Here is a 15,252-nt window from a genome sequence, read left to right on the forward strand (position 1 = left end):
TTCCAATCCTATAATAGGCGGAACGGAGGTGGTCGGAGGTAATTCGTGAAGTTGGTAACAGTGCCTCGATTTGCAGGGCTCACGCTTTTGCTGTCCGCCGCTTGGTCCTTCCCAGCGTCGGGCCAATCCGTGTCTACCGAAGCGGCACCCGAACCCCCGGCACGTGCCATCACGATTGCGGGTCGCTATGTCCTGGATCTCATGGGGAACGTCGCCGGTGGCGATGCACGGGGCGCCCGCGTGCTCGGCAATATCGAGGTGACCGCAGATGGCGACCTCGACCGGCTGGTCGGCTGGCGCGGCGCACGCGCGCATGTGCATCTGCTGAGCAACCATGGGGGATCGATCAACGCGCTGGCGGGGACGTTGCAGGGGGTCGATAATATCGAAGTCGCCGAGAGCCGCACCAAGCTGTACGATGCTTGGATCGAACAGGATATTGCTGGCGGTCGTGCCGCGCTGCTGGTCGGTCTGTCTGATCTGAATGTGGATTTTTACCAAAATGATTCGGCCGGGTTGCTGATCGCGCCGGCGTTCGGCATTGGCTCGGAACTGGCGGCGACGGGCCCCAATGGGCCCTCGATCTTTCCCTCGACCGCGTTGACGATGCGGCTGAACGTGGCGATCACCGACTCAGGCTATGTTCGTGCTGCCGTCGTGAATGCACGGGCGGGTGTTCTGGGCGATACATCGGGGATCGATTTCGGGATGCGCGATGGCGCGCTCCTGATCGCCGAGGCAGGCACGCGCATCAACGGCAAGCTGGCGGTCGGCGCCTGGCACTATACGCGGCAGCAGGACGACTTGTATGCGCGCGACGCCAACGGTGATCCCGTCAAGCGGACTGCGGTCGGTGCCTATGTCCTGATCGACCAGCGCGTGTCGGGCGACGACAGCCGGGGTATCGATCTGTTCTTCCGCGCAGGCGTGTCGGACGGAAAGACGACGCCGTTTCGCGGCGGGTTCCAAGCCGGGTTGCTCGCCCGCGGGCTGGTTCCAGGGCGACCGGACGGAATGTTTTCAGTGGGCGTTGCGCAGGGTCTGCTGTCGCGCGGGTTCCGCCGATCGATACGCGATTTGGGCGATCGCGCTGATGCAGCCGAAACGGGGGTGGAAATCACCTACCAGGACCGCTTGGCACCGTTCCTGTCGGTTCAGCCCGACATGCAATATGTCCGCCGCGCCTTCGCCGGCGGCGGGCCTCGATCCACGTTCGTGCTTGGCCTGCGGTTGATCGCGGAATGGCCGGTTCGCTGACGAGCCTGTCCCCAACCGCTTCAAGGGTTTCGTGCCGAACCGGGCCAAGCAGTTCGCTCCCGTTACGCCCGAAGGCTATGTGATCGGCGACGTCATTCTCTTCGATTCTGGTGATCGCATGGTGCTGACGGCTGCGCGATTACAGCCGTCAGGGATCAGGGATCGCAACCGGCTCTTGCCTCAATTCTCCTGCCACCGCTGGCGTTTATGGCGTGATGGACTAAAGTAGGCGCGGCCCCAAATTGTTGGGCATCAAGGGCAGTTGCCGACACGAGGATGAACATGCGCTATCTCTTGGCCGCGGCCGCCCTGGGCTTGGGCCAACCCTGTTTCGCCCAGACGGAAGGGCCGCAGCCGGCAACGGTAGCGGGTCGGCCCCTGGACCGAAGCGAAGCAGGATGGAGCGTGACGATCGGCTTGGCACCGGTCCTGAGCCCCGCGTGGCAAGGGTCGCGAGACATGGCTTTGTCGATCTTTCCCGATCTGCGTGTCAATTATGGGGATGTGATCTTTGCTTCGATCCCCGAAGGATTGGGATGGAACGCCGTCAACACCAATGGGTGGAAAGCCGGTCCGCTGGCCAAGGTCCGCTTTGGGCGTGACGAGGAGCGCGGAGGATCGCCTTTTCTGATCACGGGCGGAAGCGACGGGCTGCGCGGGATGGGCAATGTCGCGGCTGCTGCCGAATTGGGCGGCTTCGTTGAAAAACGCATCGGGCCCTGGCGCGGCCGTTTGGAAGTCCGCCGTGGCTTTGGCGGACATGAAGCCGTGATAGCGGACGGCGCGATTTCGTATCAGATGCGCAGCGGACGGACGATCATCAATGTCGGTCCTCGCGCTACCGTCGTCAGCAAGCCCTATATGGATAGCTATTTCGGTATCGATGCGATGCAGTCGCAGCGATCCGGGCTTGGTGCCTATTCGCCAAAGGGCGGCTTGCTGTCTTATGGTGTCGGTGGTTCGGCGCTTCGCCCGCTGAACCGGCAAAGCGCCATCACGCTTTTCACCAGCCTCGATCGATTGGGGAGCGAGGCCGGTCATTCGCCGCTCGTCCGCGAGCGGGGGCGCAGATTGCAGTTCACATTGGGCGTCGGTTACGGCTTCCGCTGCAACCTTTGACGGTGCCAATTTTCTCACACCGTCGGCACGGTTCCGCCATCGATGACATATTCGGTGCCGGTAATCGTCCCGGCCCGGTCGGACGTTAGGAAAGCGATCAGGCTGGCGACCTCTTGCGGTGTCGATGGCCTGCCGATCGGAATCCCGCCGAGCGAGTCCATGATCAACTTCCTGCCCTGGGCAATGTCGCCGCCCTGTTCGGCGGCAAGTCGGGTCGCCAGTGCGACGGCGGCTTCCGTTTCGATCCAGCCCGGCGACACCCGCACCACCCGGACGCCATGGGGTGCCACTTGTTTGGACAGGCTCTTGCTGTAGGTGGAAAGCGCGGCCTTCGCGGCGGCATAGGCGGTGGTCGCTTCCGGCAGGGGCAGTTCGCGCTGGATGGAGGTGACGTGGATCACCACGCCACTGCCGCGCGACACCATATCGGGCAGCAACGCGCGATCGAGCCGGACGGCGGGCATGAGGTTGAGGTGCAGGGCGTTGCGCCATTCTGCGTCGCTCAGCGCTTCAAATCCCCCGGCTGGTGCCGATGATCCGCCGAGCATGTGAACGATGATGTCCACGCCGCCCAGGCGATCGCGCACTGCGCTCGCCAACTCTACACAGCCTTCAGCGGTGGTAAGATCGGCCGCCACGAACAGCGCGTCCGAAGTGCCTGAAGGCTGCGTCCGCGCAGTCGTGAGAACCTGGGCGCCGAGTTCGCGGAACAGGCCGACCGTCGCCGCGCCGGCTCCGCGGGTGCCCGACGTGATCAACGCGCGCTTCCCCTGCAAGGTCAGAAAAGGCGTCATGCGGTGGGTTCCATTCGGTGCGATATTTGAGAGTTAGCTTGTCTGATCCGGCGATGACCCGCGCTCATGGGATGATTTCGAGGGCAGAGATCTTGTCGCCGTCGAGCGTGAAGAAATAGCGCAGGTCGAGCGGGCTACCGGGAAAGTCGCCTTGGAGATGGCTGGTCACGACCGCCCGCGCGCCATCAGTGGCGATGGCGAATGGCTCGACCGTACAGCGGTAGGTGGTGGAAGATTGCGCCTTCCAGTCCCGAATGGCGTCCTTCCCGCTATGCGTCTTGCCTTCGTCTTTCACCACGGCGTCGTCGGTGAAGCAATGCGCGACCACATGGCCGTCCTTGTTGGCATCGGCCGCGAAATAAGCGGCGATGGGCGGGGGCAATTGAACCGTCATATCTGGTTTCCTTCCATGCGTGTCGACCTGTCCGAGGATAGCCAAGGGGCGAATGATCCGTGTCACCGGCCACCATGCATCCAGGGCTTGATCGTGACACCCAAGTTAGCGGTAGACGCGCGCCATGATAATCGGGATAGATCGGGATGCACTGTTACGAAAAGCAGGACAATCATGCGGCATGGTCTGATCGAACTCGACGCGGTGATCGCGATCGTGCGCCGGGGCTCTTTCCGGGCGGCGGCGATCGATCTTGGCGTCTCCACCACCGCGCTGAGCAACGCCATCGGGAAGCTCGAACGGCAGCTTGGCGTGCGCTTGTTCAATCGCACCACCCGCAGCGTTTCGCTGACCGATGCGGGACGGGATTTTGTCGGCAAGGTCGGCCCGGCGCTGCAGGACATTCACGAGGCGATGGATGCCGCCCGGTCGCAGCAGGCAACGCCCTCAGGCACATTGCGCATAAACGCCTTCGCCACGGCCGCGCGGGAGATATTCTCGCCCCTGCTGCTCCACTATCTTCGCCGCTATCCGCAGGTCCATATCGATCTCGTCACGGAAGGGCGGCTCGTCGATATCGTCGCGGATGGGTTTGATGCGGGTATTCGCACGGCCGACTTGGTGCCCAGTGACATGATCGCTATCCCGCTCGGTCTGTATCGACGCTATGCCGTCGTTGCGTCGCCCGCCTATCTGGCGGCGCATGGGACGCCGCTGGTCCCGCCGGATCTCCTTGCGCATCCATGTCTGCGTGTCCGTCTACCCAACGGCAGCCTGTTCCGCTGGCAGTTCGAAAAGGCGGGGCAAGCGGTGCAGATCGACGTCGATGGCCCGATGACGCTGGACGAGGCCAGTCTCGCGCGCATGGCGGTGCTGGATGATGTCGGGATCGGCTTCCTCATGGAATCCGACATTCGCGAGGACATGAAGGCCGGCCGTCTGGTCCGTGTCCTGGAAGACTGGACGCCGGCGCTCGCGCCGCTGTGCCTCTATTATCCCAACCGACGAAACCCATCTGCCGCGTTCAAGGCTTTTGTCGACCTCGCCCGCGATTTCGCCGCGTCGGCAAGATGATGAACCGGTGATACGCTTTTAGCGGCATTGCTTCGTCGACTGAACGGATGGACGCCGCCAATAATCGCGCTCCCACCACCGATGATGCCCGGCCCAAATTGCCGAGCCCGATGATCCAATTTGAACGTCTTTTTACGCGACGCAACGGCTCGTCGTGCGATGGGCTCATTTTGCCGCAAATTTTCCCGTCCCAAAAATATCCATATATAGAGATTGATGTCCAACATATGGAACTGACGGGTGTGAACGAGGCGGCAGGTCAAGCCGCCCACTGGCTCAACGCCCAGCATTATGTGCATTGATTTGGGGAGGATGGTTGATGAAGTTTTCCAGGAACGGCGCCTTGGTTTCGAGCGCCGCCATGGCCGTGTTTCTGCTTTCCGCCGGGACAGCGACCGCGCAGCAGCAGGATGCGGCGAGCGATAACGACATCGTCGTCACCGGCATTCGCAGCAGTTTGCAGGGCGCGCTGAACGCCAAGCGCAATGCGCCGCAGGTGCTCGACGCGATTTCGGCCGAAGATATCGGCAAATTCCCCGACAAGAATATCGGCGAAGCGCTGCAGCGCGTGACCGGTGTGCAGCTTTCGCGCGCCGATGGCGAAGGCGCTGGCGTCACCATCCGCGGGGCGGACCCGTCGCTCAATCGCGTCGAGATCAACGGCACGACCGCCCTGTCCACCACCGTAGGCGGCGGCCGCGATGTCGACTTCCGCGACCTGCCCTCCGAATTCGTCAACCGGCTGGAAGTCGTCAAGTCCGCCACCGCCGACATGACGGAAGGTGGCGTCGGTGGCACCGTGCGCGTTATTACCCGGCGGCCGTTCGACAATGGCGGCAAGACCTATGTGGCGGGATCGGCCCAGGCGATTTATTCCGACATTGCCGACTATATGGACCCGCGCATTGCCCTGATTGCCAGCGACACTTTTGCCGACGGCAAACTTGGCGTGTTGGTGTCGGGCACGTTCGAAAACCGCAATGTGGAAAGCCATCAGGCGCGCACCACCGGCTGGGTTCGGTTGGACAGCGACCCCACGACGCCGGGCTTGCAGGCCTATGACCTGAACGAAGACGGCGCAGCCGACTTCTTCCCCGACATTCCCCGGTATGTCATCAACCGCCTCGAAACACGGCGCTATGCGCTGAACGGCATTCTCGAATGGCGGCCGAGCGACGATCTGACCGCATATGTGGAGGGCAATTGGACCCGGTCCAACCAGTCGGTCACATCGCAATTCCTGCAGACAGGGACCAGTGGTGGATTGGTCGATGTCGCCAATACCGTCATCGGCCCGGACAATACCGTCACCCATCTTGAGATGATCAACAACCCGGCCCTGGCGCAAACCAGCCAATTGGGCGTATCCTATCGCAACATATTGGGCGACATCCGGCGCACCACCTATAATCTCGCGGTGGGTGCGGACTGGACCAGCGGCAACCTGAAGCTCAGCCCCAAAATCTCCTATTCCAAGGCGCAGGCCTATAATAATGAGATTAATGCCACGGCGGCTGTGACGGGCATGTCCAGCCTGATCGTCGATTATGACAATCCCCAGCAAGCGCCCCAGATCATCCTGCCCAATGATCCGACGACGATCGCCGGGATCAACCAGCTGACCGTGCTGCGTCGCCCGCGTTACGACGATCAGGCGGAAAAGATGGCGAAGCTCGACGCCGAATATACGTTCGACACCGGCTTCCTCACATCGATCAAGGTGGGTGGCCAATATCGCGACCTGACCGTCAAGAGCCGTTTCTACACCCGGACGACGACGCTGAACGGCTTTAGCGATCCTGCGGTGCAGAGCCAGATCAGCGCCATTGTCACCGGCAATGCGGGCCTTGGCACGTCGCCCTTCTTCAACACCGGAAATCTGGGCTTCGATGGCGGCTATACCGGCTGGTTGAACATGACCCAGGCGGTGGCGGATGCGGTCGGCGTGCCCGATCCGTTCGCGCCAGGCGGTTGCCCCGCAAATGCGGACGGCACTTGCCAGGTCTTCACTGACACATGGGAAGTCGGCGAGCGCAACATTGCGGGCTATGCGCAGGCGGCCTTCGCCTTTGATGTCGGATCGGTCGCGGTCAGCGGCGTCGCCGGTGCGCGTGTCGTTAATACGCAAGTCGATACATCCGGTTTCCTGCGGACCGCGCAGCCAGGCGGTCAGCCCGCGCTGATCAGCCCGGTTGCCTTCGACAGCAAGAACACCGAATTCCTGCCATCGATCAACCTGAAAGCCGAACTGATCCCGAACACGCTGATGGCGCGGTTGACGGCCAGCGAAGTGATGGCGCGCCCCCTGCCACAGCAACTCGCCCCGCGGTTCACTTTGGATGTCGTGGGCCTGTCCGGCTCACGCGGCAATCCCGCACTCCAGCCGTTCCGGGCACGCCAATATGATGCGGGCCTGGAATATTATATCAACAAGACGAGCTTTGCGTCGGTCACCTACTTCCGCAAGGAGATCGGTTCCTTCATCCAGAATACGACGGAGCCGTTCACGGACGCCAATGGTGTCACCTATGCGATCACGGTGCCCAGCAACGGGACGCAGAAAGTGACGATCAACGGCATCGAAGCGGGCGCACAGGTCGCGTTCGACTTCATCAACATACCCGTGGTCAAACATATGGGCGTCATCGCGAACTTCACTTACTCGAAGGATAGCGGTTACGAAGGCACCGACTTCTTCACCGGCGATTCCCTGCCGTTCCAGGGCCTGTCGCGCAAAAGCTACAATATTTCGGCCTATTATGAGGATGATGTCTTCAGCATCCGTGGCGCTTATAACTGGCGCTCGAAATATCTGATCACGGCGGTCGGGCGTGGCAACAACCCCGAATTCGGCGAAGCCTATGGCCAGTTGGATGCGTCGCTCAACCTCAATCTGATGAAGGATGTCTCGCTGTTCCTGGAAGGCGTCAATCTGCTGGATGCCACGCGCAAGGAGAATGCCAACAGCATCTATCGCCGCACGATCATCGAAACCTTCGGGCGTCGCGTCTATGGCGGCATTCGGTTCAAGCTCTGATCCGCTCCCCCGTGGTTCCCCTTCTGGACCACGGCTCTTGCTGCGGGATCTCCCCCTTCTCCCGATCCCGCAGCATTTCTTCGTTCAGCCTGAACCGGGAATAGCACCATGTTCAACCGCCGCACGATGCTGATGTCGCTGATGCTGGCACCGGTCGCCGCACGCGCGGATGGCGGACGCACCGTTTCGGGCGATGATTTTCGAAGCGGTCTCAAGCAATGGCGGATGGAAGCGATCGGCGATGCCCGCGTCTCGGCGCGGGATGGCATTTTGGACATCGACGCCCCCGCCGGGGTCACGCTCTGGTTTCTGCCCGCCCTCGTGGCTCCCGTCGCGATCCGCTATGAGGTACGGGCGGTGGCCCAAGGCGGACCCCATGATGCGGTCAGCGACGTCAACGCCTTCTGGATGGCGACCGACCCTGCTGTGCCCGATGGGTCGGTGCTGGGGCGGCGGCGCAGCGGCGCGTTCGAGGATTATGATAGGCTGAAAACCTATTATGTCGGCATCGGCGGCAACCGCAACAGCACGACGCGGATGCGCCGCTATGTCGGCCGGGTGGGGGAACGACCGTTGCTGCCCGACCATGACCGACTGGCAAAGGCGGACATGCTGACACCGAACGCCTGGTTCGCCATTGGCCTGATCGCTGACGGCCATCATATCGCGGTAGAGCGCGATGGCGCGCCCCTGTTTGAGATGGACGACCCCGCCCCCTATCGTCGCGGTCATTTCGGGCTGCGCACCACGCAGAGCCACATTCAGGTCCGCAACCTGACCATCACCCATGGCTGACAAAAGGAGCGGAACGCCGATGACGACAGGGATCATAGTCAGCCGCCGGGACAGCCTGAGGCTTGGCCTGCTGACCGGCGCTTCGGCGCTCCTGCCTGCCGCTGCACGGGCCGCGAACGCACGCGGCAGCAACGTGCCGCCGACACCCGTGCGCTGGATCGACGATGCCGCGCCGCCGCTTTCGCTGGGCCAGACCTTTGGCGTGCCATGGCCGCAAGGGGCATTGCGCGCCGGAACCGCCCTGTCCGTCAAAGACGCCGAGGGAAAGGCTCTGCCATCGCAGCACTGGCCCTTGGCCAGCTGGCCGGATGGATCGCTCAAATGGACCGCACATGCGCTGCCAGCCGGAGACACCCCAACCGCAAGCATGACGGTGGTTCAGGGCAAGCCAGTCGCTCCTCCAGCGCCGGTCTTGTTACGCGAAACCGCCGACCGGATCGTCATCACCGTCGGATCGGTCCAATGGACGATCGGCACGTCGGGCAAGGCCATCATCCAGTCGGCCAAAGCAGGCGAGCGGACCGTCATGGGATCGCTGGCGCTGATCGCCAGCGTGGACAACGCACCGCAAGGCGGTGAGCGCAGCCATTTCACCGGCAGGATCGACAAGGCGACGGTCGAGCAGAAAGGGCCGGTGCGCGCCGTCGTGAAGCTGGAAGGGATGCACGAGGGGCAAGGGCGCGCCTGGCTGCCGTTTGTCGTCCGCCTTTATGCCTATGCAGGGGCCGATCATCTGCGCGTCGTGCATAGTTTCATCTTCGACGGCGATCCGGCCAGGGATTTCATCAGCGGCCTCGGCCTGCAGGCGCAAGTGCCGATGGATGCTGCCCCGCATGACCGTCATGTGCGGATCGGCACCGGCGCGGACGGATTGTTCAGCGAGGCGGTGCGGCCGCTGACCGGCCTCCGCCGCGATCCGGGTGGGGCCGCGCGCAAGGCACAGATTGCGGGCCAAGCCGTGGCGTTGGATAGCATGGCACCGACGGTCCGCAATCTGCTCGGCCGCATCCCGACTTGGGGCGATTTCACGCTGAGCCAGCTCTCCGCTGACGGCTTTGCCATCACCAAGCGGACCAAGGCTGGGCAGGCGTGGATTGATGCGACATCGGGAACGCGCTCGCAGGGCCTGGGCTATGTCGGATCGCCCACCGGCGGCATCGCGATCGCGGCGCGCTATTTCTGGCAGCGGTATCCCGCGCAGATCGACATTCGCGGGGCCGACACTGACCAGGCATCGCTCACCGCCTGGCTCTGGTCCCCCAACGCACAGCCGATGGACATGCGCCCCTATAGGGACGTCATGGGCATGGAAGCCTATGCCGCCCAGAATGAAGGGCTGGACATCACCTATGAGGATTATGAGCCCGGCTGGGATGACGCGACCGGCGCGGCCCGCACCAGCGAACTGACCCTCTGGGCCTGCGCGGCGACGCCCGGAGCGGCGCATCTGGCGGCGATGGCGCAGGCCAATTCGACGCCGCCGCAACTGATGGTGACGCCCGAACGCATCCATGCGGCCGACGTGCTGGGCATCTGGAGCTTGCCCGACCGATCCAGCCCGCTGAAGGCGCGGATCGAGGACCAACTGGTCAATCTGGTCGATTTCTATGCCGAAGAGGTCGACCGGCGCGGCTGGTATGGCTTCTGGAACCATGGCGACGTTATGCACACGTATGACGAGGATCGGCACGTCTGGCGCTATGATATCGGCGGCTATGCCTGGGCCAATAGCGAATTGTCGCCTGACCTGTGGCTTTGGTATGATGTGCTGCGCAGCGGCCGGGCGCGCGCCTTTCGCTTGGCCGAAGCGATGACCCGTCATACCGGCGAGGTCGATGTCTATCATCTTGGTCGCTTTGCGGGCCTTGGCACGCGGCACGGCGTCCAGCATTGGAGCGACAGCTCCAAACAGCCGCGCGTCAGCAACGCTGCCTATCGTCGCATCTTCTATTATCTGACCGGCGACGAACGGGTGGGCGACCTGATGCGCGCTTTGGTCCCCTCGGACCAGGCGCTGACCCATGTCGAGATTGGCCGCAAGGTGCCCGGTGCCGAGCGCAAGACCCTCCCCGAAGGCGTCGTGGATTTCAGCTTCGGCACCGTCTGGGGGTCGCTCGCGGCGGCCTGGCTGACGGAATGGGAACGGACGGGCGACGTGCGGTGGCGGGACCGGCTAATCGCCGGCATGGATAGTATCGGGCGATTGAAATATGGCTGGCTGGCGGGCAGCGCACCCTATGATCTCAAATCCGGGCGCTTCATCGGGCCGGGCGACAAAATATCCATCTCGCATCTCAACGCCGTATTCGGGGCGTTTGAAGTGAATGCCGAATTGTTGCAACTGATCGACGTGCCGCGCTATCGGGCGGCATGGCTCGATTATTGCCGCTGGTTCAACGCTTCGCCGCAGGAATGGGATGCGCATTTCTCTCTGCCCTTCGGCAAGCGGAACCTGAAGGAAGGACATTCCCGCCTGTCGGCCTATGTCGCCCGGGAAACCGGCGATGCCGCGCTATCGACACGCGCCGCGCGGGAGTTTTTGGGCGGCGAGGCCGGATTGGGGCTGTCGGATGGCGACCCACGGGTCGCCCATAGCGGCCCCGATTTTGTCGGCCCGACGGTCGAGTGGCCGGGGGTCTCCACCAACGCCGCGTCGCAATGGGGATTGGCGGCGATCCAGAATCTGGCACTCATTCCCGACGCACTGGAATGGGCTGCCGCAGAAAAGAGGAATTGAGGATGCGCAAAGCGATGATCGGATGGGCCGCGATGGCGGCGGTTGGCCTCGCCGGGGCCGCGCAGGCAAAGCCGGCCGCCGAATGGATCGACCAGACGACCGGCCACCGTGTCCTGCGGCTGACCGACCAGCCGGGCAGCGCTAGCCTCTATTTCCACCAGAACAGCTATACGCCCCAGGGTGACAAGATGGTGATATCGACGCCGGACGGCATCGCGGTGATGACGCTGGCCGACTGGACCATCAAGCCGCTGGTCAAGGGCAAGGATCTGCAACTGCTGTTCACCGGGCGCAAGACCCGCACGGCCTATTATGCCAGCCGCAAGCGCGATGACGGGGCGGGCGGCGCCACCATCTTCGTGGCGGATATCGACAGCGGCAAGACCCGCAAAATCGCGACGGTCGATGGCGGTTCGATAGGGTCGATCAATGCCGACGAGACGCTGCTGCTTGGCCAATGGGCCGCCAGCGACAAGCCGCTGCAGCCCGATGGCACGCAAAAGGCTGGGACGCCGGAGATCAAGCAGACCTTCGGCCAGGCGCATTATGCCGCCAATGGACCGGACGGAAAGCCGCTCAGCTTTGCCGAGGCGAAGGAAGTGCGCCTGAACGAACGGCTGGAAGCGAAGATTCCGATGGAGATCTTCACCATCGACATCCGCACGGGCGAGCGGAAGGTCGTCGTCGCCTCGACGGATTGGCTCAACCATATCCAATTTTCGCCGACCGATCCCGGCCTCATCATGTATTGCCACGAAGGGCCGTGGCACAAGGTCGATCGGATCTGGACGATCCGCACTGACGGCAGTGGCAAGCAGCTGATCCACAAGCGGATCATGAACATGGAAATTGCAGGCCATGAGTTCTTCTCGCCCGATGGCGCCTGGATCTGGTATGATCTGCAGACGCCGCGCGGCGAAGTCTTCTGGCTGGCGGGCTATGAGATCGCCACCGGTCGGCGGCAATGGTATCATGTCGATCGCAACCAGTGGTCGGTCCATTATAATCAGGCACCTGACATGCGCCATTTTTCAGGCGATGGCGGCGATAGCGAGATGGTCGCCCATGCGCCCGATGGCAAATATCTCTACCTCTTCACCCCGCGCGCCATACCCGATGTCGCCGGCATTCATGCGGACAACGCTGCGGACCTGATCGCGCCGGGCACGTTCGGGGTCGAAAAGATCGTGGACATGCGCAAGCATGATTATCGGCTGGAACCCAACATCACTTTCACGCCCGACGGCAAATGGATGATCTTCCGCTCCAACATGGACGGCGCACCGCACATCTATGCTGCTGAATTGCGCAAACAGGGCGGATCATAGGGGGCGCGCTTGCAGCTTCAACTGGCACCGCCGATCGCCCCTGGCGTCAGGATGAGCGTCAGGAGAATGAGGGCGATGCCGAAATATCCCCATGCCCCCATGCCCTGCCAGGCGATCTTCAGGCTGCTGGCGTCGGATCGCGACGATCGGGCCAGCCGCATCGCGTAGATCATCGTGCCGGTGACGGCCATGGCCGTCAGCAGCGCACCGAACAGGAACCAGAGGACTTTGGTCCACAGGCCGCCGAAGGTGCCGAAATGCAGCGGATCGGCCATTTCGGAAATGCGCTGATGCGCGCTCAGGTCGCGTCCATCCAGCTGCGCGACGACGCGCGATGTCGCCGGATCGACGACCACAGCATTGGCGCGATCGCGCACCAGCCAGGCGGAGGACTGGCCGAGGAAAATGACGCCATTGTCGGGCGTGAAGCGGATTTCCCGAATATCGAGCGCAGGATCGGCGCGGCGCGCGACGGCGACCAGCCGGTCCAGCGCGGCCCCGGTTGGCATCGCACCAGCCGCCACTTCCGGTAATTTGGGCACCTTGGCGTTCCCGCCCAATGTCTCGACCAGATACCATAGGCCCGTCAGCGTGATCAGCGCCACGAACCACAAGCTCCACAGGCCCATCAGGCGATGCAGGTCGCCCGTCATCCGCCGCCCGTCCCCGCCGCGCGGCGCGCGAAAGAAGCCGCGCCACCATTTCTTGTAGGTGACGATGCCCGACACCAAAGAGGCCGCCAGCAGCAGGGCGAGCGAACAGACGATCGGTATGCCGATCTTCGTCGGCAGCATCAGGTGGCGATGGGCCTGCCGCAGGAAGCGGTGGACATTGGCCCAGCCATGCCGGCCGGTGACCTCCGCCGTCCACGGGTCGACATAGACCCGCTCCGGCGCCCCCTTGCCGCGACTGACCCAGGCCTCGACCGCGAACCAGGGGTCGATCGGCGCATAGAGCGTCTGGAGCCGGGCGTCGGGCGCGGCGCGGGCCGCCGCCTGCGCCAACGCTCCCCAGGATGCGACCGGTTCCGACCGAGGCGATACCCGCATGGCGGGCGTCGCCAGCCAGTCGATTTCATGCGCGAACACGGCAAAAGTGCCCGTCGCCAGGATGAAGGTCAGGAAGATCGACAGTTTGAGGCCGATCCAGCTATGCACCACCCACCAGAGCGACCGACCCTTTTTTACGCGCAGCTGATCCATGGTCAGAATTGAAAGCGCAGTTCGGCCAGGAATGTTCGCGGCTCACCGGGAAAATGCCCGCTTTGTGCCGAAAAACCCGATGCCGCATAGACCTTGTCGAACATATTATCGACCCGCAGCATCAGTTCGGCAAAGCCAAGCCCCTTGGTGATCGATGCATCGAAGATCGTATAGGGTTTGACGGTCTGCCCCGACAGGCTGATGCGCTTCGACACATGCTCACCCCCGACTGCAAAGGCGGCGTCGATCGCTGGCACCTGATAGCGGGTCCAGAAGCCTACCTTATGCTTGGGCGCATTGGCGAAGCGATTGCCGACGGCGTTGGTGATCGCCTGGCCCGCGATCGTGCCGGTGATCTTCGTGTCGTTATAGCCATAATTGACCAGCGCGACCCAATTGGCGGTGATGTCGGTCGACAGGTCGATCTCGAACCCCTTGCTCGTCACCTCGCCGATCGGACGCAACTGGTCCTGGCCGTTGACGGGCGGCAGGCTGGTATCGGCCTGGAGGATATTCTTGCGGACGATGCGATAGGCAGCCAGATTGGCCTGGAGCCTGCCGTCGAACAGGTCGGTCTTGATGCCGCCTTCGAACTGGTCGCCGGTGACGGGCGCGAAGGGACCACCGACATCGCCATTCTGGCTGGCGGCCGTCTGCGGCTCGAAACTTTGCGACCAACTCAGATAGATGGAGACGTCCTTACGCGGCTTGTAGATCGCGCCCGTGCGGAAGGTGATGTCGTCATCTTCATAAGAGCCAGCGTTGACAACGGCATCCTCGAACTTGTCGTAACGCACGCCACCGACCAGCATGAAGGCATCGCTCAGGCTGATCTGGTCCTGCAGATAGGCGCCCTGACGCTTCGTGCGTGTATCCGTGACGGTGAAGGGCAGCAAAGCGGCCCGCACCACGTCGCGCGCGCTGTTGGTATAGACGGGATTGCTGAGGCTGAGCGGCGTCACGCCCGCCCGCAGGATGCGCGAATTAAGCACGCTCGTTTCGTCATACCAGTCCGCGCCGGTTTGGAACTTATGCTCCATGCCGAGCAGATCGACCCGCGCCGTCAGATTGGCCGAAAAGGATAGGCCATCGACGTCACGGATCTGATCGCGAAACTCGCGCGCGACCAGATCGTCGCTACCCGCGACCAGTCCGCGCGGCTCATGATATTGCTGCGTTTCGGTCGCCTTGAAATAGCGCACCCCCGCGTCGAACGTGACCCGCTCCCCGATCGCCGTCGCATAACGCGCCTGATAGCCTGCGACTTCAAATGTAGAAAATCGGTAGGTTCGTTGGCATTCCAGCGAATGTCGGTCAGGAAATTGCCGTCATCGTCGGTCAATATGCCGCGCAGGCGGTTGGCCTGGAGATCATTGTCATAGACCGTCGCCTGAAGCGTCAGCTTGCCGCCCTCATTGGTCTTGATCGCCAGGCCGCCATCACCGATCAGCGACACATTCTTGGTATTGCGCCGATAGGGGTTCATCGCCTCGTAAAAGCCGCCGAGGCGGTAGG

General features: G+C 62.8%; 12 protein-coding genes. 8 read left to right on the forward strand and 4 right to left on the reverse strand.

Annotated elements, in window-relative coordinates:
* Positions 1-45 precede the first annotated feature (45 nt).
* Together BF95_RS03340 and BF95_RS03345 are read left to right on the forward strand one after the other, a co-directional pair.
* The gene (locus tag BF95_RS03340) at positions 46-1,257 is read left to right on the forward strand and encodes a carbohydrate porin (RefSeq protein ID WP_235209541.1); all 1,212 of its coding nucleotides are present in this window, start codon (positions 46-48) and stop codon (positions 1,255-1,257) included.
* Between the two features lie 282 nt (positions 1,258-1,539).
* Positions 1,540-2,376: a MipA/OmpV family protein gene (locus tag BF95_RS03345; protein ID WP_268747139.1), complete on the forward strand. Its 837-nt coding sequence runs from the start codon at positions 1,540-1,542 to the stop codon at positions 2,374-2,376.
* 14 nt (positions 2,377-2,390) lie between these two features.
* Here BF95_RS03345 and BF95_RS03350 read toward each other — a convergent pair whose 3' ends face one another.
* Both BF95_RS03350 and BF95_RS03355 read right to left on the reverse strand, forming a co-directional pair.
* Complete coding sequence (locus BF95_RS03350; protein WP_043149342.1) at positions 2,391-3,170, reverse strand: SDR family oxidoreductase; 780 nt, start codon at positions 3,168-3,170, stop codon at positions 2,391-2,393.
* Between the two features lie 64 nt (positions 3,171-3,234).
* Positions 3,235-3,564, reverse strand: a complete 330-nt coding sequence (locus BF95_RS03355; protein WP_043149343.1) for a nuclear transport factor 2 family protein — start codon at positions 3,562-3,564, stop codon at positions 3,235-3,237.
* A 174-nt stretch (positions 3,565-3,738) separates the two neighbouring features.
* Here BF95_RS03355 and BF95_RS03360 point away from each other — a divergent pair, with 174 nt between their 5' ends.
* The 6 genes from BF95_RS03360 to BF95_RS03385 all read left to right on the forward strand — a co-directional run bounded on the left by BF95_RS03360 (position 3,739) and on the right by BF95_RS03385 (position 12,535).
* On the forward strand, positions 3,739-4,638 hold the full coding sequence (locus tag BF95_RS03360) for a LysR family transcriptional regulator (protein ID WP_443018324.1): 900 nt from the start codon (positions 3,739-3,741) through the stop codon (positions 4,636-4,638).
* 47 nt (positions 4,639-4,685) lie between these two features.
* On the forward strand, positions 4,686-4,940 hold the full coding sequence (locus BF95_RS03365; protein ID WP_043149345.1) for a hypothetical protein: 255 nt from the start codon (positions 4,686-4,688) through the stop codon (positions 4,938-4,940).
* A 17-nt stretch (positions 4,941-4,957) separates the two neighbouring features.
* A complete protein-coding gene (locus BF95_RS03370) occupies positions 4,958-7,675 on the forward strand; it encodes a TonB-dependent receptor (RefSeq protein ID WP_043149346.1) in 2,718 nt (905 codons plus the stop codon).
* A gap of 108 nt (positions 7,676-7,783) precedes the next feature.
* Entirely contained in the window at positions 7,784-8,470 is a 687-nt protein-coding gene (locus BF95_RS03375) for a DUF6250 domain-containing protein (protein ID WP_037475935.1), read from the forward strand.
* 19 nt (positions 8,471-8,489) lie between these two features.
* Complete coding sequence (locus BF95_RS03380) at positions 8,490-11,207, forward strand: exo-rhamnogalacturonan lyase family protein (RefSeq protein WP_043149348.1); 2,718 nt, start codon at positions 8,490-8,492, stop codon at positions 11,205-11,207.
* Positions 11,208-11,209: 2 nt separating this feature from the next.
* On the forward strand, positions 11,210-12,535 hold the full coding sequence (locus tag BF95_RS03385) for an oligogalacturonate lyase family protein (protein ID WP_043149351.1): 1,326 nt from the start codon (positions 11,210-11,212) through the stop codon (positions 12,533-12,535).
* A gap of 17 nt (positions 12,536-12,552) precedes the next feature.
* Here BF95_RS03385 and BF95_RS03390 read toward each other — a convergent pair whose 3' ends face one another.
* Positions 12,553-13,737, reverse strand: a complete 1,185-nt coding sequence (locus BF95_RS03390; RefSeq protein ID WP_043149353.1) for a PepSY-associated TM helix domain-containing protein — start codon at positions 13,735-13,737, stop codon at positions 12,553-12,555.
* Between the two features lie 2 nt (positions 13,738-13,739).
* Entirely contained in the window at positions 13,740-15,041 is a 1,302-nt protein-coding gene (locus BF95_RS28675) for a TonB-dependent siderophore receptor (protein ID WP_327195403.1), read from the reverse strand.
* Positions 15,042-15,252: the final 211 nt, after the last annotated feature.

The organism is Sphingobium sp. Ant17 (genome assembly GCF_000588875.1).
GTDB lineage: Bacteria > Pseudomonadota > Alphaproteobacteria > Sphingomonadales > Sphingomonadaceae > Sphingobium.

What these genes read in the sequence shown, in the direction of transcription:
- BF95_RS03360 (WP_443018324.1), top strand. Translation starts at nt 3,739, where the DNA reads ATGCGGCATGGTCTGATCGAACTCGACGCGGTGATCGCGATCGTGCGC.
- BF95_RS03365 (WP_043149345.1), top strand. Translation starts at nt 4,686, where the DNA reads ATGGACGCCGCCAATAATCGCGCTCCCACCACCGATGATGCCCGGCCC.
- BF95_RS03345 (WP_268747139.1), top strand. Translation starts at nt 1,540, where the DNA reads ATGCGCTATCTCTTGGCCGCGGCCGCCCTGGGCTTGGGCCAACCCTGT.
- BF95_RS03350 (WP_043149342.1), bottom strand. Translation starts at nt 3,170, where the DNA reads ATGACGCCTTTTCTGACCTTGCAGGGGAAGCGCGCGTTGATCACGTCG.
- BF95_RS03355 (WP_043149343.1), bottom strand. Translation starts at nt 3,564, where the DNA reads ATGACGGTTCAATTGCCCCCGCCCATCGCCGCTTATTTCGCGGCCGAT.
- BF95_RS03375 (WP_037475935.1), top strand. Translation starts at nt 7,784, where the DNA reads ATGTTCAACCGCCGCACGATGCTGATGTCGCTGATGCTGGCACCGGTC.
- BF95_RS03380 (WP_043149348.1), top strand. Translation starts at nt 8,490, where the DNA reads ATGACGACAGGGATCATAGTCAGCCGCCGGGACAGCCTGAGGCTTGGC.
- BF95_RS03370 (WP_043149346.1), top strand. Translation starts at nt 4,958, where the DNA reads ATGAAGTTTTCCAGGAACGGCGCCTTGGTTTCGAGCGCCGCCATGGCC.
- BF95_RS03390 (WP_043149353.1), bottom strand. Translation starts at nt 13,737, where the DNA reads ATGGATCAGCTGCGCGTAAAAAAGGGTCGGTCGCTCTGGTGGGTGGTG.
- BF95_RS03385 (WP_043149351.1), top strand. Translation starts at nt 11,210, where the DNA reads ATGCGCAAAGCGATGATCGGATGGGCCGCGATGGCGGCGGTTGGCCTC.